Here is a 21,369-nt window from a genome sequence, read left to right as displayed (position 1 = left end):
CATGCTTGCCCGATCGATTCAGGCAAGTGTGCTGGAGCGCCGGAGACCGGCCTATGGACCGATGATCCAGGTTTTCGCGTCGGCAGTGTGCCGTGGCGACGACCGCCCGCCGGGGTCAGCGCCCGCGGCGTCCCGAGAAGAGTGCATGAAGCAGAGGCAGGAGGGAGGCCACCATGAAGACGGTGCCGAGCACGGCGTCATCGGCCCGGAGCACGGCACCCGCGACGAGCAGCGCGGCGAACAGCACGGCCGAGACGACCCGGCCCGTGGCGCGGTCGAGACGCGCGATCCGCTGTTCCAGTCTCGGGTTGGTGGTCGCGACCGTGCCGGCTTCGACCCGCGTGATGAACGCGTCGAGACGCTTCGGCAGGCGGACGGCGACCGTGGCGATGTCGAGTGCCTCGCGACCGAGGTCCTGGACGACGTTGCCGCGCTCGTCGCGGAGCAGCTGCGCGGCGTAGGGCTCGACGGAGTCCCAGAGGTTGAACTCGGGGTCGAGGGCGCTGCAGACACCGGAGGTGAGCGAGATCGCGCGGATGATGAGCAGGAAGTTCTCGGGCAGCTGGAACGGCAGCGTGCGGATGACCTCGCTGAACTGGTTCCCGAAGTCGCGGAACTCCTTCGGGTCGACGTCGCGCAGTTCCGCGAACCCCATACCGCCGAAGCGTCCGAACAGCGCGGTCATGGCCCGCTCGAGCTCGGTCGTGTCGGCCGAGGGCAGGAGGACGCCGAGGTCGCGGATCGCGTCGACCAGGCCCTTGCCGTCGCGCGATGCGGCGGCGATGAGGAGCTTCCGGAGGCCGCGCCTCGTGGTCGGCGGGACCTCGCCCATCATCCCGAAGTCGATGAAGGTCAGCTTCCAGGGACGTTCGCCCGGGGCCGCGTCGACCGGCGTCACGAAGATGTTGCCTGGGTGCGGGTCGGCATGGAAGAACCCGTTGGTGAAGAGCTGGTCGAACATGACGGCGGCGAAGACGGGCGCCACGTCGACCGGGTCGATGCCGGCGGCGAGCAGGGCGTCCGCGTCGGTGATCTTGATCGCGGTGACGTCTTCGAGCGTCAGGACGCGCTGGGTCGTGCGCTCCCACACCACGGCGGGTACGGAGACGCGGTCGTCGCCGGCGAAGTCGGCGGCGAACCGCTCGGAACTCGCGGCCTCGTGGAGGTAGTCGATCTCCTCGAGGCTCGTCGCGGCGAACTCCTCGACGAGTGCGGGCATGTCGACGCGGTCGGAGACGAGCCGGACGCGGCGCAACCAGCCGCCCACCTTGCGCAGGGCCGCGAGGTCGACTGCGACGATCTCGTCGATGCCCGGTCGCTGGACCTTGAGTACGACGGCGTCGAGCCCGGTGTCTGCGGCGAGCGCCGGAGCGAGCAACGCGCGGTGCGCCTGGCCGAGTGAGGCCGCCGCGACGGGGCGTTCGTCGATGCCGGCGAAGACCTGCGCGAGCGGGACGCGGAGTTCCGACTCCGCGAGCGCGCGGATGCGGGGGAAGGCGACGGGTGGGACTTCATCCTGGAGGCCTTCGAGCTCCTTCGTGATCTCCGGCGGGAGCACGTCGAGGCGCGACGACATGAACTGGCCGACCTTGATCATGAGGCCGCCGAGGTCGACGGCGAGCACGTGGAACCGTCGTGCGAACTGCTGCATGCGGCGCGTGCGGGTCCGCTCCGTCAGCTTGATGAGCCCGAACCGCGGCAGGACGATCTCGAACCACCAGGCGGCGGCCAGGTGCCAGCTCGCGAAGCGCAGGATGCGACGGTACCGGGCGCGGCCGTGAGCGGGCGGGCCGGCTGGAACGCCGGCCCGCCCGCTCATGGGGAGCTCGCCGAAACGGGACGCCGAGTCGCTGGGCGTCCCGCCGGTCGACGTCACTCGGTCAGTCCTGGGCGAGGATCGCGTAGAGGCGCTTGCGAGCGTCGTCGAGGATGGTGACGGCCTGCTGGACCTGCTCGGGCGTACCGGTGCGGCCGACCTGGGCTGCGGCCTGGGCCAGCTCGACGCCGGCCTTCGGCAGGGCGGTGAAGCCGGGGTGCTCGGACGACTCGGCGTTCTGCCACGGAGCGGATGCCCCGGACTCGGCGACCTCGTCGCGACCGGCCTCGGTCAGTGCGTAGGTCTTGCGTCCGCCCGACTCCTCGGCCGTGATGATGCCCTCGTCGGAGAGGAGTTGCAGCGTCGGGTAGACCGAGCCTGCGCTGGGCTTCCAGGAGCCACCGCTGCGCTCTTCGATCTCGCGGATGATCTGATATCCGTGCATCGGCTGCTCGGCCAGGAGGGCCAGCACGGCGGAGCGGACGTCGCCGCGGCCGACGCGCGAGCCGGCGCTCTTCTCGAACTTCGAACGCAGCTGCTCCATCATCTGCCACATGCCATCGGTACCGAAGCCGGCTCCGTTGCCGAAGCCTCCGCCGTTACCGAACCCTGCGCCACCGAATCCTGCGCCACCGCTTGGGAATCCACCCATGATTGCTCTCCTTCGTCGTACGTGAACGATGCTCAACGATATATCGGTAAAGCTGTGAACGATATGTGTAATCGGAAGATCGTGATGGCGTAACGTCGCCCTCATGAGCCCCTGGACCGCAGCAGACATCCCCGATCAGCACGGCCGCGTCGCGATCGTGACCGGCGCGAACAGCGGGATCGGCGCGGTCACGGCCCGCGAGCTCGCCGCCCACGGTGCCGCCGTGATCCTCGCCTGCCGCGACACGGACAAGGGCGCGCGGGCTGCGGCGACGATGACCGGCGACGTCGAGGTGCGACAGCTGGACCTCGCCGACCTCGCGTCCGTCCGTCGATTCGCCGACGGCGTCGAGCGGGTCGACGTGCTGGTGAACAACGCGGGCGTCATGGCGGTTCCCGAACGACGCACGGCCGACGGCTTCGAGATGCAGATCGGCACGAACTTCCTCGGGCCCTTCGCCCTCACCGGCCTGCTGATCGACCGCATCACCACGCGGGTCGTGACGCTGTCGAGTGCTGCGCATCGTGCCGGCAAGATCGACCTGGCCGATCTCAACTGGCGCAACCGGACGTATCGACGCTGGTCGGCCTACGGCCAGTCGAAGCTCGCCGACCTCATGTTCTCGGCCGAACTGCAGCGACGCCTCACGACGGAAGGTTCCTCGGTGCTGTCCGTGGCCGCACACCCCGGCTTCGCGTCGACCAAGCTCCAGTCCCACACCGAGTCCGCGCAGGGCCCGCTGCTCGCGTGGGGAACCCGGCTCCTCGGTCAGAGCGCGGACATGGGTGCGCTTCCGACGCTGTACGCGGCGACGTCGCCCGACGTCGAGCCCGGCGGCTACTACGGTCCAGGCGGGTTCGGTGAGATGCGCGGTGGTCCGAAGCCCGTCGGCCGGACCTCGGCGGCCCGCGACGAGCACGTCGCCGCCGAGCTCTGGACGACGGCCGAAGCGCTCACCGGAGTCACCTACCGGTGAGCGCGCCCGGCCGTTCCGGCGTCACGCGGGCAGGCTCTCCTCGATCGCGGCGATGACCTCCGGGGCGTCCGGCTCGGTCGTCGGCCGGAAGCGGTGCACGGTGCCGTCGGGAGCGATGAGGAACTTCTCGAAGTTCCACTTGACGTTGCCCGCCTTGCCGTTGGCGTCGGCGGTCTTCACGAGCTCCTGATAGAGCGGGTGCCGGTTGCGGCCGTTGACCTTCACCTTGTCCATCATCGGGAAGGTGACGCCCCAGGTGGCTGAGCAGTACTCGGCGATCTTCTCGTTGTCGCCGAGCTCCTGCAGGAACTGGTTGCTCGGGAAGCCGATCACCGTGAAGCCGCGGTCGGCGTACTCCTTCTGGAGTGCCTCGAGCTTCTCGTACTGCGGTGCGAGGCCGCAGCGGCTCGCGACGTTGACCACGAGTTTGGCCTTCCCGTCCCACTCCGCGAGGGTCGTGTCACGGCCGTCGAGGGTGGTGACGGGGATGGTGTCCAGATCGGTCATGGTGTGATGCCTCTCATCTGTCGAACGACGTCCTGCCCGAGCACCGGTGTGCGCGAGCGGATCCACTCCGAACGCTACTCGCCCAGGGCACGGCCGGCGCCCTTTCGGCAGGGCGTTCCCAGCCGACAGCCGTTGACACCGCCTGCCCGCCGGTGGATCGTGAGTGCAGCAGATCGGAGCAGGACATGGGACGCATCAACATCGACCTCTTCATGACCCTCGACGGCGTCGCGCAGGCACCGGGTGGGCCGGAGGAGGACCCCAGTGACGGGTTCGCGTTCGGTGGCTGGCAGGCGCCGCTCATCGACGAGGTCGACGGGGAGCAGATCGACGCCGGCATGGTGGGCATGGACGCCCTCCTGCTCGGGCGCCGGACCTACGACATCTTCGCCGGGTACTGGCCGCACCAGGAGGGTGGCCAGGACGACGGCATCGCCAGGCTCTTCAACCGACTGCCGAAGTACGTCGCGTCACGCGAGCCGAGGGAGCTGGGATGGGCGAACTCGACGCAACTCGGACCGGACCTCCCGGAGGCCGTTGGAGCACTGCGCGAGCGTCACTCGCAGATCCACGTCATCGGCAGCCTCGACCTCGTGCAGACCCTGCTCGCCGACGCGTTGTTCGATCAGCTGAACCTCTGGGTGTACCCGATCACGCTCGGCATCGGGAAGCGCGTCTTCGCCACCGGCACCGTGCCGTCCTCGCTGCGCCTGCTCGGCCCGGCGACCACCTCCCCCGCAGGGACGGTCCACCTCAGGTACGAACGGATCGACGGCACACCGGCCACGGGCGACATGGGCGACCCACGATGAGCGCATCGGACGAGGCGTCGGCGCAGTCGCCCGAAGCCGACACCCGCTTCGACACGGTCGTCGTCGGTGCCGGCGTCGCCGGGCTCGTCGCTGCACGGCTCCTCGCGGCCGCCGGACGCACGGTGGTCATCGTGGAGGCCCGTGACCGGGTCGGCGGGCGGGTGTCGACCGAGCGTCGCGACGGTCAGGTGACCGATCTCGGCGCATCGTGGGTGCACGGGGTGAATGACAGTGCGGTGGTGGCGGCGGCCGATGCGTTCGGGATGCGGACGGTCGAGTTCACCGTCGGCGGCTACCAGCCGGACAGCCGACCGATCGCGTACTACGGACCCGACGGCGAGCGCTTGTCGGACGCCGAGGCTCGCGGCTTCGCCGAGGATGTCCACGCCCTCGACGCGACGCTGCTCGGTGTCGTCGCCGAGTCCGCGCCGGACGCGTCCTACCGTGACGTGACCGAGGCGGCGCTCGCGGTGCAGGACTGGGACGCCGAGCGGGTGCAGCGGGTCCGTGAGTACCTGGAGCATCGGTCGGAGGAGCAGTACGGCGCGTGGATCGACGACCTCGCGGCCCACGGGCTCGACGACGACGCGATCGACGGTGACGAGGTCGTGTTCCCCGACGGGTACGACATGCTCCCCCGGCACCTTGCCGAGGGACTCGACGTGCGCCTCGAGCACGTGGTGACGAACGTGCGGTGGTCCGCGGACGGCGTCGAGGTCACCGCTCAAGGACCCACTGGCGAGGTGGTGCTGCGCGCGGGCTCGGTGGTGGTGACGGTGCCGGTCGGGGTGCTGCAGTCGGAGGAGTTCACGATCGATCCCTCGCTGCCGGAGCCGGTCGCCGGCGCACTCTCCCGGTTGCGGATGAACGCGTTCGAGAAGGTCTTCCTCCGGTTCGAGCGGCGATTCTGGGACGAGGACGTCTACGCGATTCGACAGCAAGGACCGGAAAGTCGACGCTGGCACTCCTGGTACGACCTCACGACGGCGCACGGATCGCCGACGCTGCTCACGTTCGCCGCCGGCCCGACGGCCGTGGAGATCCGGGACTGGGACGAACCGCGCGTCGTGGATTCGATCCTCGAGCAGCTGCGGCGTCTGTACGGCGACCGCGTCGAAGAGCCGACGGAGGTGCACGTCACGCGCTGGCAGGACGACCCGTTCTCCCGCGGGTCCTACGCCTACATGACCGTCGGCTCGACGACCGACGACCACGACGCCCTCGCGACCCCGGTCGGTGGCGTCCTGCACCTCGCGGGCGAGGCGACCTGGACCGACGACCCGGCGACGGTGACGGCGGCATTCCACTCCGGCCACCGGGCCGCGGAGCGCGTCCTCGGTCAGTCGATCCCCATCGAGACCCTCTGGCGTCACGAGAGCGCAGTACCGGTCGTCAACCCGGCCCCATAGCGACCACGAGTGCGCTCCCGAGAGCGTCGAATGAGAGGAAATCCATGCGATTCATGATGTTCGTCCTCACGGACCCCGTGCCCGACGAGCCCACCGACGACTCCGACGTCGACCACTGGGTCCAGGAGCTGGACACGACCGGACGGCGACTCCTCGGCGACGTGCTCGATCCGAGCGAGGCGCGCGGCGTCCGAGTCCGCGCCGGTGAGCGCCTCGTCACCAATGGCCCGGTCCCGGGAGCGACCGACACGCTCTGGGGCTTCGACATCCTCGAGTGCGCCGACCTCGACGAGGCGATCGACATCGCCGCCCGCCACCCGATGGCCCGCAACGGCCGTCTGGAGCTGCGTCCGTTCCCGAGTTCGTAGGGGTTTCGCACGCAGGACCGCGATCGCGTCCGGTGAACTGCCGCGATCCTCAACCCGTGCGAGGTCGGTCCAGCCAGGCGGCGAGTATCCCCTAGCCTCGGTGCATGCAGATCGAATACGTCTACTCATTCGCCTCCGCCCTCTGGCTGACCGTCGCCATCCTCGCCGGCGGCTACGCCCGTACCCGCAACCGGTCGGCATGGATCTGGTTCCTGCTCGTCTTCTTCTTCGGACCGATCGGTGCGTTCCTCCTGGTCGTCTTCCCCGTGGCGGAGCAGAAGCCGACGAGCTGAGCGGCCCCGACGCGGACCACCGTTCTCAGGAGTCCGTCGGTCGGCCTGGCAACGATTGCGCGCCGATCACCGCGAGGAGTCGCAGTTTCTCGGCGCTTTCGCTCCCGGGCTCAGCTGTGTAGACGAGCAGCCGGTGGGACTGGTCGGGGTCCAGCAGCGTCTGGCAGTGCAGTTCCAGTTCGCCGACCTCGGGGTGGAGGAACCGCTTGACCTCGGTGGGGCGGAGCCCGACCTCCTGCGCGGCCCACAACTCGCGGAAGTCCTCGCTCCGTTCCAACAGGGCGTTCGCCAGTTGTTCCGCACGCGATCCGGGACCACGCATCGTGACGACCTCGCGGAGCCCGGCGGCGTACACGCGCGAGAGCAGCCGGCGATCGGCGGGCGGGTAGGCCGAACTCGCGGCCGGGTCGGTGAACCACCGGTAGCCGAGGCTCCGGTCGTCACCGCTGAAGCGGGAGGCGTCGCCGTTGAGCGCGACGGCCATCGGTGTCTGGCGAAGCGTCTCGCCGAGTTCGTTGATGATCTCGGCGGGGGTGTCCTGCAAGCGGTCGAGGATCCGCAACAGACCGGGGCCGACGTGGTCGCCGTGCGCTCCCCGGACGGGAGGCGTGCGGCCGGCCAGTCGGAAGACGTGGTCCCGTTCGTCGAGGGAGAGGTGCAGGCCCTGCGCGATCGCGGCGATCATCTGCTCGGACGGCTGCGGCCCGACGCCGCGCTCGAGCCGCGCGTAGTAGTCGGTCGACATGTTGCAGAGCGCCGCGACCTCCTCCCGCCGAAGGCCGTCCGTCCGTCGCCGTGGACCGCGCGGCAGCCCGACGTCCTCAGGTTGGAGCAGGTGCCGCCGATGGCTGAGGAAGGTCGCCAGACCCGGTCGATCGATCATCGCGCTCCTTCTCCTGCTGCAGTCGGTCGAGTCCCTTTCTATCGTGCGTGGGGGCGGACAGCCACGGCCTGTCGATCCACCCCTGACGAGGATGACCGCGCTGAGCTGTCTCCGTGCCGCGGCAGCGGCGTTATCCACGGACCGGCGATCAGTGGATGGACCGGTCCTGGCACCCGCCGTGGGCGAGACCGCAGTCTTGATCCCACACACCACGCTGTGCCACCTCCCACGAGAAGGACCGACCATGCCACGAACACCCGCGTTCACCATCCCCGACCTGACCGGGTCGTTCGCCGTCGTCACCGGCGCGAGCGACGGCCTCGGTCGAGTCATCGCCACCGACCTCGCCCGGGCAGGCGCCGAGGTCGTCCTGCCCGTGCGCTCGACGACGAAGGGCGAGCACGTCGCCGACGGCATCCGTGCGGCCGTTCCCGGCGCGACGGTGTCGGTCCGCCGTCTGGACCTCGCCTCTCTGGAGTCCGTCGCCGCACTCGTCGACCAGCTCACCGCGGAGGGCCGCCCGATCGACCTGCTCGTCAACAATGCGGGCGTCATGACGCCGCCGGAGCGGCAGGAGACGCGGGACGGCTTCGAGCTCCAGTTCGGCGTCAACCACCTCGGTCACTTCGCGCTCACCCTCGGCCTGCTCCCGCTGCTCAAGGCCGGCGGGGCGCGTGTCACGCACCAGACGAGCATCGCCGCCCGGAGCGGCTCGATCAACTGGGACGACCTCGACTGGAAGAACAGCTACGACGGGATGCGGGCCTATCAGCAGTCCAAGATCGCCGTCGCGCTGTTCGCCCGCGAACTCGACGCGAGGAGCAGAGCCGGCGGCTGGGGTGTCTCCAGCAACCTGGCCCACCCCGGCGTCTCCCCCACCAACCTGTTGGCCGCCCAACCGGGCATGGGCCGGCAGCGGGACACCGGAGCCCGTCGCGTGGTCCGCTTGCTCTCACGCCTCGGCGTCGCAGGCACGGTGTCGAGCGCCGCTCAGCCCGCGCTCATGGCCGCAACGGCTTCGACCGCGCGAGGCGACGAGTTCTACGGACCGGTCCGCACGATGGGCGGCCGTCCCGCCCTCCTCCCGACCCTGTGGCCACCGATGCGGAACCTGGAAGACGCCCGCCGGCTCTGGGACGAGTCGGAGCGGCTCATCGGACGGTGATGCGCCCCCACCCACCCACCGACCGACCGACCGCGCACGCGCGTCACTCGCCGAATCTCGCGGCGATCGCCGCCGCCCGCGGCCGCCGGTGGCGTGCTTCGAGGTGATGCGCAGGGTCGCGCCCTACTCAGGGATCGGCGGTGCTCCGTCCGCACCGCGCGCGATGCGGAGCATCCGCGTCGCTGTCGCATCGAGGAGTTCGCGGAGGTCCTCGGGCTCGTCGATGATCACCGCGTGATCCCCCAGCCCGGCGATCACCGCTGGAAGCCAGTCGAGGCGTTTGGCACGGATCGAGACCCGATGCCAGCCGGGTGCATCTTCGATCGGCTCCACGACGGCCACGCTCTCCGGGAAGTGGGCCCGTATCTGCGGGACGCTCGCCTGGATGCGCAACCGGACGTGCCATCGGTAGTCCGCCCCCGCGAAGCGATCGACGAGTCGAGGACGCTCCGCTCGAGCAACCGGCGCCGAGAACACGCCGGGCAGCGTCCGCGCGGATCGGATGCGGTCGACACGGAAGGTGCGCTCCTCCGCTCGCTCGACGTCGAATGCGTCGAGGTACCAGCGACCGGCATGGACGAGCAGGTCGTACGGGTGCACCGTGCGGCGCGAGGGCGTGTCCTCCGCGCTGCGGTAGCGCAGTTCCAGGGGACGCCTCGCTCGGAGCGCATCCGACACGGTGAGCAGGACGCCGGCGTCGGGCACGTCGAGGCGGGACGAACTCAGCGCTGCGGCGTGCATGACCGCATCGAGGCGATCCACGGATGCGGCCGGGAGGGAACGCCGGATCTTCGCGAGGGCGATCTGCGCTGCGACATCCGGAGAGTCCGAGGTCGATTGGGCTTCGCTCAAGCCGAGGAAGACGGCGGCCGCCTCCTCGTCGGAGAGCATGACCGGTGACACCCGTCGGCCGGCGGCGAGGCGGTACCCGCCGTAGCGGCCACGCACCGACTCGATCGGGACATCCATGTCCACGAGCCGCTGCACCGAGCGACGCACGGTCCGCTCATCCACGCTCAACCGCTCCGCGAGTTCAGGCACGCTGCGGATCTCCGCCGACTGCAGCAGCTCCAGGAGCTGCAACGCACGAGCGATCGGCGAGCCGGCGGTTCCCATGTGATGAGAATACCGGGCGGAAACTGTCCGGTATTCGTTCTATCGTCGTCACCGCCGCCGCACCCGCGGGGCAACCCCGCCTGCCAAGGAGACACGTATGCAATTCGCAGCCACCCGGATCATCACTGACGACGTCGACACTCTGGTCGCGTTCTACGAGCGGGTCACCGGCGTGACCGCGGCACGCTTGCACCCGCTGTTCGCCGAGGTGCGCACCGACACCGGCACGCTCGCCATCGCCAGTTCAGCGACCATCCCTCTGTTGGGCGAGCACGCCGCCGCGCCGCGTGCCAATCGATCCGTCATCCTCGACTTCCTCGTCGACGACGTCGATGCGGTCTACGCGACGCTCCAGGGCGTCGTGGAGACGTTCGTGAACGAGCCGACGGACATGCCGTGGGGCAACCGGTCGCTGCTGTTCCGCGACCCCGACGGCAACCTCGTGAACGTCTTCACCCCGATCACCGCTGACGCAGGCGAACGCGTCGCATCGTGAACCCGCACCGGCGGGCTACGCCGGGATGACGCTCGGGATGAGTCGCGGCGCCGGAGGGAGCGGTCCGTGCCGGTCGGACGCGCGCAGTCCGTCGATCACGAGTGCGGCGTAGCGTCGCGCAGCTCGGACGCGCTCCGTCTCCGACGTCCTCGAGAGTCCGCGAGCCGCGAGCAGGACCACGAGGAAGTCGTCGAGGACGAAGTCCGCGCGCAGCGCGCCGGCGTCGATGGCACGACGAGCGACGTCGGTGATCGCCCGCACGGCCTGTTCGCGCTGGGTCCGGAAATCGACGGCATCGGGGTAGGCGGCGAGGAACGCGTCCGTGAACCCCCGGTTCCGAGCGTTGAGGACCAGGACCTCCTCGACGATGCCGCGGAAGCCGTGCCAGGGGTCGACGTCCGCGAGGGCGTCGACCACGATCGAGCGGCAGGCGTCGAGCTCGTTCACGAAGGCGGCTCTGACGAGATCGGCTTTGGTCGGGAACCGTCGGTAGAGGGTGGCCGGCCCGACGCCGGCTCGTCGGGCGATCTCTCGCATCGTCACGTGGAGACCGTCGGTCCCGAACAGTTCGCGGGCCGCCGCGAGGACGCGGTCACGGTTCTCCTGCGCGTCGGAACGCAGGTTCTGAGGCAGTGTCGCGGACATGTGTCTCACATTACTCAAGTGGACGGGTGCGTCCGTTACGTTTCGGGAGGCGGGTCAGACCCCCCGCCGTGAAACGGAGTGCACCCATGCGCGCAGTGATCATCCGGACCTTCGGCGACCCGAGTGGGATGGAGGTGACGGACCTGCCCGTCCCCACGCCCGGGGTCGGTGAGGTCCTCGTTGAAACGGAGGCCGCCGGCGTCGGCGGGGTCGACGTCGTGATCCGCCGGGGCGGGATCGCCGAAGCCACCCGGGACTCGGGGATGATCCCGGGGAGCGAAGCCGCCGGCGTCATCACGGCGACCGGGCCCGACGTCGACCCCGCGTGGGTCGGTCGACGGGTCTGGGCGTTCACGGGGACCTCGGGCGCGTACGCCGAGTACGTGATCGCGCGAGCAGACGAGATCGTCGAGCTGCCATCCGACCTGACATCCTTCCAGGCGGTGACGCTGGGGAGCGCGTTCCCGGTCGCGCACTTCGCGCTCGAACGCGCTCGCCTGGCCGCGGGCGAATCCGTCCTCGTGCGCGGGGCCGCCGGGAGCATCGGCCTGGCCGGCGTCGAGCTGGCCGCTCGGGCCGGTGCCGGGGTCATCGCCGTCACCACGTCGTCCCCGCAACGCGGGGATCGACTGCGGGCGTTCGGTGCAACCCACGTGCTCGACCGCTCCGGTGCAGGCGATACGGACGCCCCGGCCGAGTTCGACGTCATCCTCGACATCGTCGGCGGCCCCGACCTCCCCCGGTTCATCGAGCGGCTCTCGCCGAACGGCCGCCTGATCGCCGTGGGCGTGGTGGGCGGGTTCCCGCCCGCCGACTTCGGCACGGCTCTGCTGGCCGGCTTCCGCCGATCGATCACCTTCGGAACCCTGAGCCTCGACACCGTGCCGCGCGAGGACCTCGCCCGGGTCCGGGCCGAGGTGTTCGACGACGCCGTCCGAGGCACGCTCTCGCCGGTGGTCCACGACACCCTGCCACTGAGCGAAGCCGCCGAGGCGCACCGCCTCATGGACGCCGGGGACGTGTTCGGGCGCATCGTGCTCGTGCCCTGACCGGGCCGGCTGCGCGGGCGTCACTCAGCCCGGGAATGGGTCACTCCCCGACCCAACCCCCAAAGACACATTTGACGGTCGGCGGCTCGGGCGCGAACATGGCGGCATGTCCACGCTCGAGGAACTCCGCGCCACCGCCCACCCGATCCGTCTCCGACTTCTGTCGTTACTGACCGGTGCCGCGATGAGCGCCGCCGAGGCAGGACGCGAACTCGGGTACACCCAGGCGACGGCGAGCTACCACCTCCGGGTGTTGGAGCGCGCCGGGCTGGTGCGGGTCGTGGAGGTGGTCCGGCTGCGGGGTGGGGAAGCGAAGCGATACCGGCATCAGGCGTCGGCCGAGCCCTTCTCCCTTGCCGCAGCTCAATCCGCTTCCGGCGACCTCAGGGAGGAGCAGATGGAGTACTACGACGCCCTCCATGCAGAGCTGCAGCGTCGTGCACGCCGGCGCGGCCCGGGGCCGTCGGTTTCCACCGATGCCGAACTGTGGGTGGAGCCGGAGGTTTGGCGACAGGTCGTCCGCCGGATCGGCGAGGCCTCGGCACTCCTCCACGCCGCTGCACAACGGCCGCGTACTCCCGGCACGATGCCGGTGTCGATGACGGCCGCGCTCTTCCCCATGAAGCGTTCGTGACCGGCGCGGTCCCCGGGTCGTCGACCGCAAAGCAGACCGGCGGCCCACTGCGACACGGGGCGTTCCGCTGGCTCCTCGCTGCTCGGACCGTCGGCGTGCTCGGCAACGCCGCGGCACCGATCGCACTGGCATTCGCTGTCCTCGATCTCACCGGATCTGCCGCCGACCTGGGGCTGGTCGTCGGAGCACGGTCCGTCGCGAACGTCGCCGTACTGTTGTTCGGCGGCGTGATCGCCGATCGACTCCCTCGCCGAGTCGTGCTCATCGGCACCTCGCTCGCCGCTTCGATCACGCAGGGGGTGGTCGCTGCGCTCGTGCTGACCGGGACGGCGGCGATCTGGTCCCTCGTCGTCCTGAGCGTGGTCAATGGTGCGGTCGCCGCCATGAGCCTCCCCGCGTCCGCCGCCATGGTCGCCGAGACCGTCCCAGCTGCAGCGCTTCGCCCCGCGAATGCGCTCCTGCGGCTCGGGCTGAACGGCGGGACCATCCTCGGCGCGTCCGCGGGGGCAGGAGTGGTCGCGGTGGTCGGGCCAGGCGTGGGACTTGCCGTCGATGCGGCCTCCTTCGCCCTGGCTGCCGTCTGCTACGGCTGGATGCGGCTCGCGCAGACCGCGAGATCGGCGTCGAGCGGGTCCATCCTCTCCGACCTTCGCGACGGCTGGCGCGAGTTCTCCGGTCGGCGCTGGATCTGGATCGTCGTGGCCCAGTTCGCGGTCCTGAACGCCGCCTTCGTCGGTGCGACCACCGTTCTGGGACCCGTCGTCGCCGACCATTCGTTCGGCCGCGCCTCGTGGGGGCTCATCGTCGCGGCGCAAGCGGCCGGCCTCGCGGTGGGTGCCCTGGTCGCGCTGCGCTGGCGGTCACAGCGAGCGCTGGCCATCGGCGTCGGACTCATGGCTGTCACCGCCGTCCCGGTCGCAGCGCTCGGGCTACTGCCGTCCCTCCCGGTGCTGCTGGTCGCATTCGGGCTCGGCGGGATAGCGCTCGAGCTCTTCTCCATCGCTTGGGACCAATCCCTGCAGACCAACGTCCCGCGCGAGGCGTTGTCGCGGGTGTACTCGTACGACATGGTGGGGTCGTTCATCGCCGTCCCCCTCGGCGAGACCCTGGTGGGTCCACTCGCGCAATCGTTCGGGACGACGCGCACCCTGATCGGATGCGCCCTCGTCGTGCTGCTCGCCTCGATCGTCGCGGTGTCGACGCGAAGCGTCCGTGGCGTGACCGCCGGCACCTCGCCTCCAGGCTGACGAAGCCGGAGTCGCCCCTCGCGGAACGGAGAGCCCCGCCCGAGGACTGGTCGGCTGCGCGCACGGCGACCCGCCATCGCTACAGCCAGACGGTCGCCAGCCAGATCTCGACGGCGGCGAGCACCAGCAGGGCGACGTTCAGCCCGAGTACCCGGATCTCGCCGCGACGCACGTGCAGGGTGATGCCGCCGAGCTGCACCAGGACCAGTCCGACCGCCGCGGCGACGGTCAACCAGGTGAGGACGCCCACGAGCGGCGGCAGGATGAGACCGACCACGCCCAGGACCTCAAGGAGCCCGATCACTCGAACCGCCGAGAGTGGCATGCCGTCGACCCACGCCATCATCGGGCGGAGCTGCTCTGCAGAGCGGACGAGCTTCATGCCGCCCGAGTACACGTACAGGACCGCGAGCAGTCCTGCAACGATCCAATAGGCGATGACCATCAGCTACCTCCGAGTGTATGCATGCGTTGATGGTTACGATGGGTAACCAACGCAAGTGTGGACCGGATCGAAACGGCGTACAAAAGGCACACGTGTGTACCCGAGTCCCGAGAGGCGCCATGTTCCGCTACGCAAGGCTGTGTTCGGTTCGAGGCGATCAGGGCAAGGCCATCCGCTCACTCCTCGACCGCATCGCCGACAAGTGGGCGCTCCTCCTCATCGCGACGCTCCATGACGGGCCGTTCCGGTTCACCGAGCTCGAGCAGCGCATCCCGGGCATCTCCCGACGCATGCTCACCCTCACCCTCAGGAATCTGGAGCGCGACGGGCTCGTCATCCGCACCACCTTCGCGGAAGTGCCGCCACGGGTCGAGTACGAGCTGACGGACCTCGCGCAGTCGCTCATCCCCCATGCGGTGGCACTCGCCGAGTGGGCCGGCGAGCACGTCCCCGTGATCGAGGCGAGTCGAACGGCATACGACGAGCGGTTCTGACCACCGGGCCACACTGCGAACAACGAGAAAGTCCCGGAAACCAGATGGTTTCCGGGACTTCATGGTAGGGCTGACAGGATCTGAACCTGCGACCCCTTGATCCCCAGGTGCCAGGAAGAGGGTTCATAACCCACCTGACCTGGTGTTTTCCGTTCACAAGCGCGCTCTGCTCGTCACATTTTGCACGGCCTGCAGATTGTTCGTCACTTGATTGGTCAACTTGCCGATGCCACCGCATGCATAGTCCCCTGAGCGAGCCAGCTCAGACCTCCAGTGGGTAGCCGCTCCTGGCCAAGGCATCATTCCAAGCTCGCCGCATGTGTTGTGCATACTCATGTTCCACACCTGCAGCAAACGCAATCAAGCCGTCGACGTGGTTCACGAACGACAGAACCGACTCAAACCCGCGGTGAGAAGCATGCTCTACCAGGCCGAACTTCCCCACGCCGCGAACGTGAACCTGAAGGCGGCGCTTGTACTCGGGTAGAAGCCGGACCCGCTGCGAGTCCACCAGAAGGCCGAGAACGACAGTCCTTGCGCCTGGAGGGACCACGTGTGTCTTCTTCTCGTGCAGCACAAAATTTTGGTCCCGCACGATGTTTCGGACCTGGGCGATGAGAGCCGTTGCTTGCTTTCGATCGTAATCTGGGCCAGCTGAAAAGGTGAGATCGTCCGAGTACCTTGTGTAGCCCAGCCCTCTTGACGCGGCCAAATCATTGAGTTTCGCGTCAAGATTGCTCGCCACAGTATTGGCTAGGGCACCGCTGGTTGGCGCACCCTGCGGTAGCACGCCTTGGCTACCCACCACATAGGGCGGGATCGCGTTGTACGCCCAGAAGTTCTGATACCCCTCGTACCTGGGGTTGCGAAGTCGGGTGCAAATTCGGGCTATTTCCAAGCTCATGAGCTTCGAATATCCCAGCCGCAGAAGAATATCGAATACGCGTTTCTCTTGGATGCTTCCGAAGAAGTCATGAAGGTCGAGCTTCACCAACCATCGCGCTCCCACATGTTGCTCAGCGCATTGAACAATTGAACGGTCACGCTGATAGGCGTAACTGGCGGGGTGCATAGGGACCGATGAGAACACGTTGTGGAGGAGCCAGCGCTGCACGTCCATAAGCACGGGCTCGGGGCTCGATATCTCGCGGATGCTGCCGTCTCGCTTCCGCCGGTTGATATCGAGGTACGGGTCCCTAACCCTTCCGACTATTTCACGGAGATAGCGATAGGAAACTCCGGTCAGTTGGGCCAGATGTCGCAAGCTCAGGATTGGCGGGACACCATGTGCAAGCAATCGAGAGCGAACAATGCTCGCACGGGAGACAACCTCCGTGGCATGTCCCTGCGCGAGGCCCTGTGCGATGTAGAGATGAGGGGAAGAGTCAGCCACTTACTTTGACCCCCGGTCCCGAAGGGTGGGGCGAACGCCTCCCCAGGCCCCGTAGGTAGGTGGCGTTTGCCCCACCACGCGTAGCCTGAGCTCGTCCGTTGAACGCGGTCAGCCGCGTCCTGGAGCCAGTCGACTCCACGAGCCGGCACAACGTGCCGGCTGCATCACTAAGCAGACTGGTTCTCCCCCTCATCTCATGCTCCCAGGATAGTACGGGGCGCCCGAGCCCTCGATGCCAGTGGAGACGTGGCGAGGAGCCCGCTTGCCCGTCGTCAGTTCCTTCTTACCTGCCGAGGTAACGTTGCGCTGGTCATCGATCAGTCCAAGCGTGCGGAGAGCCCGCAGGAGCAAATCGACAGTCGCAACCGGTTTGCTGAGTTCCCGAGCAAGGTCGGAATCAGAACGAGAACGATCGAGCAGCAAGGCCAAAACGAGAAACATCTCGTCAGTGGCACTTCTCATGTACTTCACGCCCAGATTGCTTGACAGCCTGGGCTGGCCGATGCGGGTGGCGACATCCTTGAAGACCACATCCGGCGCATAGCTTCCTAGCTCCATGAACAAATCGGGGGGAACAGTCCGTCGTTCGAAGAATGGATGCCACCCGGAGTGGGCCTGCCTCAGGATCAGCGGGAGGTTGTTGGGCACACTCGCATCCGTTGCGAAGAGCCCCGCACTTTCCTTGAAGCCGAGCGCTCTCTTCCGATCCTTCTTGTGTACATAGCGGGCGCATATCTCCTCGATCGCATCACGCTGGCTCGCAGTCCAAGGCGCGTCCTGAAACGAGGGCGCTGTTTCGACAGTCCATATCCCGTCGAAGGGACCATCTTCCCGCTGCAGCGTAGCGAGCGCTTGGGAAGATCCGGCATACGAGAGCGCGTGTATGCGGAGAAGGCCGTATGACCGCCAGCTCCTTAGCGTCGGATGGCGGACGAGCGTCATTGCATAGTTTCGGAGTTGTGTCCCTGAGCCCGCGTAATCAGTGATGACCACGATCGACCGACATCGCTTGTCACGAAGCTCATTCAACTTCGTAGATGGCGCTAGTAGTGCATCTGTCCCAGCTAGGGCCGGCGACACGAGGTCGCGTATCAGGTTACCAACGAAGCCTTCGCTGCCTGGCACAACGTTGATCGGGTCATCGAGCTGAAAACTCTCGAAGGCCACCGAAGGGGCGGTCTGGCCTTCGTCGAGGCGGAGATCTTCAATGGACAGTGCGGAAACCAGGAGCGCTGGGACCTGGATCTTCCCTTGCGCAATGAGAGAGCGGAGCCGGACTTGTAGTCCAGCCCGAACGTCGCTGAGCGATACGAAACGCAGTGAATCAAGCAGCTGACGGGCCGGACCTTCATCTTCGGGAGAGAAATTTGTTAACCATGCCTGACCTCTCCGAGTCTCACTTGGTCGAACTGCTCGATAGGTGCTAGCCATTGGTTACTGCCGAATCAGATCTCGATGGTGTGATCACGTTTCGTGAACCACACCTGACGGATTGGTGAATCGTCGCTCTTCGGTTTGGGTGATGCGTCTCGCACTCGGAAGGTCGTGGGGATGCTAACGGAGTTGCCGAAAATGAGGGCATGCTGTTTCGGGAGAGACGGAAGTCGACTCAGCACGGATTCGGAGATGAACGGCGTCATACGTCGAACGTGCTGCAAGTCTTCCGGGTTCTGGATTCTGTGTACGACGAAGTTAGAGCATTGAGAGAGTACGGTCCGCGATAGTTCGCTGGGTCGTTGCGAGGCGAGAAGAATGAAGAGACCGTACTTCCTCCCCTCTTTTGCCACTCGTTCGAATATCTTGGTTGCATCAATCGCAAAGTCAGATGGGCGCTCGGCGACGTAGCGATGCGCCTCTTCAAGGACGAGATTTACTGGGAAGGTGTTCCGAGCGTGTGAGCGTCGGAGCCGCTCGAAGATCATTCGAGTCACGACGGCTGAGACTATCTCGACAACTTCGTCCTCAACCTCGTTCATGTCGAAGATGGTGATTTGAGAGCGCTTCCGTAGTTCGCCACTGGTTTGCTCTTCGATGAGGCCGAGCCACTTATCTACGAAAACCCTCGAGTCAGTCTCGTGCGGAGCCAGAGTGGTTGTAGCCGGCCGCAAGAATACGAACTCTGCGCGATCACGAATCGATTTGTATCGCGTCAACATTGATGAGCTGTAGTCGCGGACGTGTCGGTTGCCATGCGCCTCCTCGTAGAGGATGGCGAGATCGAGTGCTTGCTCAAGCAGGGAAAACTCGAATGGGGCGTACTTATAGTCCGGGAGCACGACGGCATCTTGAATGTGTGGGCGCAGAAGGTCGGGAAGTCCATTGGGGTTGATGAAGGCGCCGAAGTTGATAGCAAGGTGCGGGTGCACAGTTCGTCGGTCGAGCTCCGGCGTGCTGAAAGAGAGCAACAGTCCTTGAATTCGGCCGACGCTCGCCGTCGCGCTTTCAGAACTGGCCAGGATGGCGAGTATCGCGGAGGCAAGAACATGGTTCTTGAGCGGTATGAGGGTTGCGTCGTTCGTCGCGAACAAACTCGTCAGCCCTAGCGCATTTCTCAAGATCGGCCGCTGCGCTCGGTCGCTAGCGCGGAGTAGTAGTTCCCACTCTTCCGGCGATAGGAACCAATGAGGCAGCCGGAACCCGACGACCTCCTCCCTCTTGTCAGCGCCTGGCGGTGCCTGGGCGTCGCGCCCTGGAACAAGTGCATAGAGCCTTCTGATTGGCTTCGGCAAGTCGGTAAAAGCTTGCCTGTACTCACCGTTTGTGTCGAAGAACACGAACGTCGCGCCGACGGCAGCGTGGGCATCGTGCTTGGTGAAGATAGATTGAACTACCGATGCGACAGTGCAGGACTTTCCGCTTCCTGTGTTGCCGAGAATCGCTGCGTGGCCGCCGAAAAACTCGTCTACGGCTACTTTCACGTCGTAGTCATCAAAGACGACAGATGTACCGATGTTGAATGCACGCAAACGGGTGGGTACTGGCTCAGTCTCAGATGATTCGTCGGCCTCAATCGCGTTAGTTGAGTCAAAAATTCGATCTAGATCCTGCGATTCGGCATACAGGACTTCGGTGTAAAGTGCAGGAAAGACTGAGACGCCGAATCGGAACCGATCCTCGGCGCGAAAGGAGAGAGTACCGATAGGGACGACATCTAGGAACTTCAATGCTCGAAGTGCGTGTGTGTCCTGAAGCTCTGACTGGAGTTGCTCGCTTGCTGACAGCTCACGTTCGCGGAGACCGACTACCTCGCCTACGACGTGCTCGGTCTGCAACGGGATCAGGACAAATGACCCGATTCGCGCGACATAGTGTTGAGCATCGAACCCGACAAGTGTGAAGCTATCCGAGCCGGCGTTCAGCTCTACAGTGAACTTCTCGGCGTTGACTGCGATGACCTTGCCGAGGGAGCGTCGGCGTTCGATGGAACTCAACGGCGCGCACCGCTGTCAGAAGTCGTGTGCCCGCGCCCGAGAAGATTCGTCAGGACTGAGTTGATTGCTTCCTCGGCGTTGTCGGAACCGCCGGTCGCCAATATGTCCTCGACGAGCGGAGCGAAGTAGTGTGCCTTCCAGGTGGCTTGTCTGTCCTCAGTGCCGACTATCCATATCCGCGGATCATCGAGGTCTCTGAGCCTCGTCACCATCTCGTTGACTGAAGGGTCGATGAACGCAACAAGTCGGAAGGTGGGGATCGTGAGTGCCTGGAAAATGATGTTGTTCACATGTTCATCGCCGAAGCTGTATCCCACGGTGACGAGGACGCTCTGATCGCGGACGACTCGAGTTTGGAACTCACGGAACATGTCTGAGTAGGGTGCGGCAAAGCTGGCGTTCTGTTTCGCCGGACTGGGATAGATGAGCAATTGGTCGCTCTCTATCAGAGAGGGCGCAGTCTCCACCACAGGAAACAATCCGTCGCCGCGGGACTCCCAACTAACCGATCCGTGAAGCTTGGCGAAGTACATCAGACTGTCAACGGAACTCCATTTTCGATTGCTGATATCAAGTTGCTCGGAGAGCGCGTACCTGAACACCGACGGGTTGAAGCGGCGCTCGATCGACCCCAGGAAGCCGTTGATGTACGGGATGCCTAGCCGATCCATTGCGGTCTCGTTGAAGAGGTCGTAGTTCGTTGTGAAAACCCAAGGGCGTGGGAGCGCTCGGTCCCTCTGTGCCAGGCGACGATAGAACTGCATGTAGGTTCTGAGGACGGTCTCGTCGCCGCGAGAAAACTCGCCGTCTGTGCAGGCGGCACGAACATATGCAGTGACAGAGCTAATGACTCGCAGAACGACGGCGTGCACTTTTTGCATCGCCGGCCGCGTGCTCGCCCGTAGGGCAAGTTCTTGAGCGAACAATACTTCCAAGAGGCGCTCGAGATTGTTTTGGTAATTCTCGTCATCGAGATTCAGTCCCAGGCTCGACTCCAGCCTCTGGCGATCGGTGGCTGTAACTCGATGCTTGCCCGTGGTGGCGTTCATGAACTTCTTAGCCATTGGTCCCATGGTGGGAATGCCGAGCTCACGACCATCTTGTTGGAACGATGAGCACCCCGACCCAAGCAGGAAAGCGAGATTCTTTGAGTTGAGCGCGTCCGCAATATCCCGACGCACAGTGGCCATCGTTTCGGATGACTCCGCGTCAAGCGTGTTGGTCTTCCCCTTATAGAACGCAACTGAGCGCTGGGAGTCGTTCGTCGTCATCCTTTTTCCAGTCCCTCAGCCCTTGGACGAGCGAGGGTCGTTCCCGCGAGGGATCGTGTCCTGCTCTCGGATGGTGCCCTCCAGCGAGCGCACCTGTAGTTCGCCTCCGCCGTCGTTGCGGAGGATGTCGCGTGCGCGGTTGATGCCCTCGGTCTGTGTGGGAGTGACAGCGCTCGCGCGATCGGCGCCAGGCTTCCGTACTTCCCAGTTTCCGTCGTCCCGGCGCTGGACGACGCGCTTGTTCGGATCGGTCATGAGGTTCTCCTT

At 66.3% G+C, this 21,369-nt stretch carries 23 protein-coding genes; 11 read left to right on the top strand and 12 right to left on the bottom strand.

Annotated features, from left to right (window positions below; all coding sequences use genetic code 11):
* Positions 1-115: 115 nt before the first annotated feature.
* Together QRN19_RS11585 and QRN19_RS11580 are read right to left on the bottom strand one after the other, a co-directional pair.
* A complete protein-coding gene (locus tag QRN19_RS11585; RefSeq protein WP_285027111.1) occupies positions 116-1,819 on the bottom strand; it encodes an ABC1 kinase family protein in 1,704 nt (567 codons plus the stop codon).
* Positions 1,820-1,880: 61 nt separating this feature from the next.
* Positions 1,881-2,372, bottom strand: coding sequence for a PadR family transcriptional regulator (locus tag QRN19_RS11580; RefSeq protein WP_085514431.1), 492 nt, complete (start codon positions 2,370-2,372; stop codon positions 1,881-1,883).
* A gap of 199 nt (positions 2,373-2,571) precedes the next feature.
* On the opposite strand from QRN19_RS11580, the gene QRN19_RS11575 reads away from it, so the two are divergent.
* A complete protein-coding gene (locus QRN19_RS11575; RefSeq protein WP_285027110.1) occupies positions 2,572-3,444 on the top strand; it encodes an oxidoreductase in 873 nt (290 codons plus the stop codon).
* A 21-nt stretch (positions 3,445-3,465) separates the two neighbouring features.
* Here the strand turns inward: QRN19_RS11575 and QRN19_RS11570 are convergent, their stop codons facing one another.
* Positions 3,466-3,951: a glutathione peroxidase gene (locus QRN19_RS11570; protein ID WP_056005205.1), complete on the bottom strand. Its 486-nt coding sequence runs from the start codon at positions 3,949-3,951 to the stop codon at positions 3,466-3,468.
* A gap of 185 nt (positions 3,952-4,136) precedes the next feature.
* On the opposite strand from QRN19_RS11570, the gene QRN19_RS11565 reads away from it, so the two are divergent.
* From QRN19_RS11565 to QRN19_RS11550, 4 genes are all read left to right on the top strand, one after another.
* A complete protein-coding gene (locus QRN19_RS11565) occupies positions 4,137-4,763 on the top strand; it encodes a dihydrofolate reductase family protein (protein WP_285027109.1) in 627 nt (208 codons plus the stop codon).
* The gene (locus QRN19_RS11560) at positions 4,760-6,172 is read left to right on the top strand and encodes a flavin monoamine oxidase family protein (RefSeq protein ID WP_285027108.1); all 1,413 of its coding nucleotides are present in this window, start codon (positions 4,760-4,762) and stop codon (positions 6,170-6,172) included. The genes QRN19_RS11565 and QRN19_RS11560 overlap by 4 nt, the downstream gene beginning before the upstream one ends.
* Positions 6,173-6,216: 44 nt before the next feature.
* Positions 6,217-6,540 (top strand): YciI family protein, encoded by a 324-nt coding sequence (locus tag QRN19_RS11555; protein ID WP_285027107.1) that lies wholly within the window; start codon positions 6,217-6,219, stop codon positions 6,538-6,540.
* Positions 6,541-6,644: 104 nt separating this feature from the next.
* A complete protein-coding gene (locus QRN19_RS11550) occupies positions 6,645-6,833 on the top strand; it encodes a hypothetical protein (RefSeq protein ID WP_285027106.1) in 189 nt (62 codons plus the stop codon).
* A gap of 25 nt (positions 6,834-6,858) precedes the next feature.
* Here QRN19_RS11550 and QRN19_RS11545 read toward each other — a convergent pair whose 3' ends face one another.
* Positions 6,859-7,716 (bottom strand): helix-turn-helix transcriptional regulator, encoded by an 858-nt coding sequence (locus QRN19_RS11545; RefSeq protein ID WP_285027105.1) that lies wholly within the window; start codon positions 7,714-7,716, stop codon positions 6,859-6,861.
* Between the two features lie 244 nt (positions 7,717-7,960).
* Between QRN19_RS11545 and QRN19_RS11540 the strand changes: the two genes are divergently transcribed.
* Complete coding sequence (locus QRN19_RS11540) at positions 7,961-8,881, top strand: SDR family oxidoreductase (RefSeq protein ID WP_285027104.1); 921 nt, start codon at positions 7,961-7,963, stop codon at positions 8,879-8,881.
* A gap of 123 nt (positions 8,882-9,004) precedes the next feature.
* Here the strand turns inward: QRN19_RS11540 and QRN19_RS11535 are convergent, their stop codons facing one another.
* Positions 9,005-9,997, bottom strand: a complete 993-nt coding sequence (locus QRN19_RS11535) for a helix-turn-helix transcriptional regulator (RefSeq protein ID WP_285027103.1) — start codon at positions 9,995-9,997, stop codon at positions 9,005-9,007.
* Between the two features lie 97 nt (positions 9,998-10,094).
* Here QRN19_RS11535 and QRN19_RS11530 point away from each other — a divergent pair, with 97 nt between their 5' ends.
* Positions 10,095-10,493, top strand: coding sequence for a VOC family protein (locus QRN19_RS11530; protein WP_285027102.1), 399 nt, complete (start codon positions 10,095-10,097; stop codon positions 10,491-10,493).
* A gap of 15 nt (positions 10,494-10,508) precedes the next feature.
* Here the strand turns inward: QRN19_RS11530 and QRN19_RS11525 are convergent, their stop codons facing one another.
* On the bottom strand, positions 10,509-11,138 hold the full coding sequence (locus tag QRN19_RS11525) for a TetR/AcrR family transcriptional regulator (RefSeq protein ID WP_285027101.1): 630 nt from the start codon (positions 11,136-11,138) through the stop codon (positions 10,509-10,511).
* A gap of 86 nt (positions 11,139-11,224) precedes the next feature.
* Between QRN19_RS11525 and QRN19_RS11520 the strand changes: the two genes are divergently transcribed.
* The 3 genes from QRN19_RS11520 to QRN19_RS11510 all read left to right on the top strand — a co-directional run bounded on the left by QRN19_RS11520 (position 11,225) and on the right by QRN19_RS11510 (position 14,068).
* Positions 11,225-12,187 (top strand): zinc-dependent alcohol dehydrogenase family protein, encoded by a 963-nt coding sequence (locus tag QRN19_RS11520; protein WP_285027100.1) that lies wholly within the window; start codon positions 11,225-11,227, stop codon positions 12,185-12,187.
* Positions 12,188-12,293: 106 nt separating this feature from the next.
* Positions 12,294-12,821, top strand: a complete 528-nt coding sequence (locus QRN19_RS11515; protein WP_285027099.1) for a winged helix-turn-helix domain-containing protein — start codon at positions 12,294-12,296, stop codon at positions 12,819-12,821.
* Positions 12,818-14,068 carry an MFS transporter gene (locus tag QRN19_RS11510; protein ID WP_285027098.1) on the top strand — a complete coding sequence of 417 codons (1,251 nt, stop codon included), beginning with the start codon at positions 12,818-12,820 and terminating at the stop codon, positions 14,066-14,068. Before QRN19_RS11515 ends, QRN19_RS11510 begins: the two co-directional genes overlap by 4 nt.
* Positions 14,069-14,147: 79 nt before the next feature.
* Here QRN19_RS11510 and QRN19_RS11505 read toward each other — a convergent pair whose 3' ends face one another.
* A complete protein-coding gene (locus QRN19_RS11505; protein WP_285027097.1) occupies positions 14,148-14,513 on the bottom strand; it encodes a DoxX family protein in 366 nt (121 codons plus the stop codon).
* Between the two features lie 119 nt (positions 14,514-14,632).
* On the opposite strand from QRN19_RS11505, the gene QRN19_RS11500 reads away from it, so the two are divergent.
* A complete protein-coding gene (locus QRN19_RS11500; protein WP_285027096.1) occupies positions 14,633-15,007 on the top strand; it encodes a winged helix-turn-helix transcriptional regulator in 375 nt (124 codons plus the stop codon).
* Positions 15,008-15,269: 262 nt separating this feature from the next.
* Here the strand turns inward: QRN19_RS11500 and QRN19_RS11495 are convergent, their stop codons facing one another.
* From QRN19_RS11495 to QRN19_RS11475, 5 genes are all read right to left on the bottom strand, one after another.
* On the bottom strand, positions 15,270-16,400 hold the full coding sequence (locus QRN19_RS11495; RefSeq protein ID WP_285027095.1) for a reverse transcriptase family protein: 1,131 nt from the start codon (positions 16,398-16,400) through the stop codon (positions 15,270-15,272).
* A 189-nt stretch (positions 16,401-16,589) separates the two neighbouring features.
* Positions 16,590-17,831 carry a phosphoribosyltransferase-like protein gene (locus tag QRN19_RS11490; protein ID WP_502928178.1) on the bottom strand — a complete coding sequence of 414 codons (1,242 nt, stop codon included), beginning with the start codon at positions 17,829-17,831 and terminating at the stop codon, positions 16,590-16,592.
* Between the two features lie 14 nt (positions 17,832-17,845).
* A complete protein-coding gene (locus tag QRN19_RS11485; RefSeq protein WP_285027093.1) occupies positions 17,846-19,831 on the bottom strand; it encodes an ATP-binding protein in 1,986 nt (661 codons plus the stop codon).
* Complete coding sequence (locus tag QRN19_RS11480; RefSeq protein WP_285027092.1) at positions 19,828-21,102, bottom strand: SIR2 family protein; 1,275 nt, start codon at positions 21,100-21,102, stop codon at positions 19,828-19,830. The genes QRN19_RS11485 and QRN19_RS11480 overlap by 4 nt, the downstream gene beginning before the upstream one ends.
* Positions 21,103-21,117: 15 nt before the next feature.
* Complete coding sequence (locus tag QRN19_RS11475) at positions 21,118-21,357, bottom strand: DUF2188 domain-containing protein (RefSeq protein ID WP_285027091.1); 240 nt, start codon at positions 21,355-21,357, stop codon at positions 21,118-21,120.
* Between the last annotated feature and the right edge of the window lie 12 nt (positions 21,358-21,369).

The organism is Plantibacter sp. ME-Dv--P-122b (assembly GCF_030209375.1).
Classification (GTDB): Bacteria; Actinomycetota; Actinomycetes; order Actinomycetales; family Microbacteriaceae; genus Plantibacter.
This window is presented reverse-complemented; position numbering and strand designations above follow the sequence as displayed.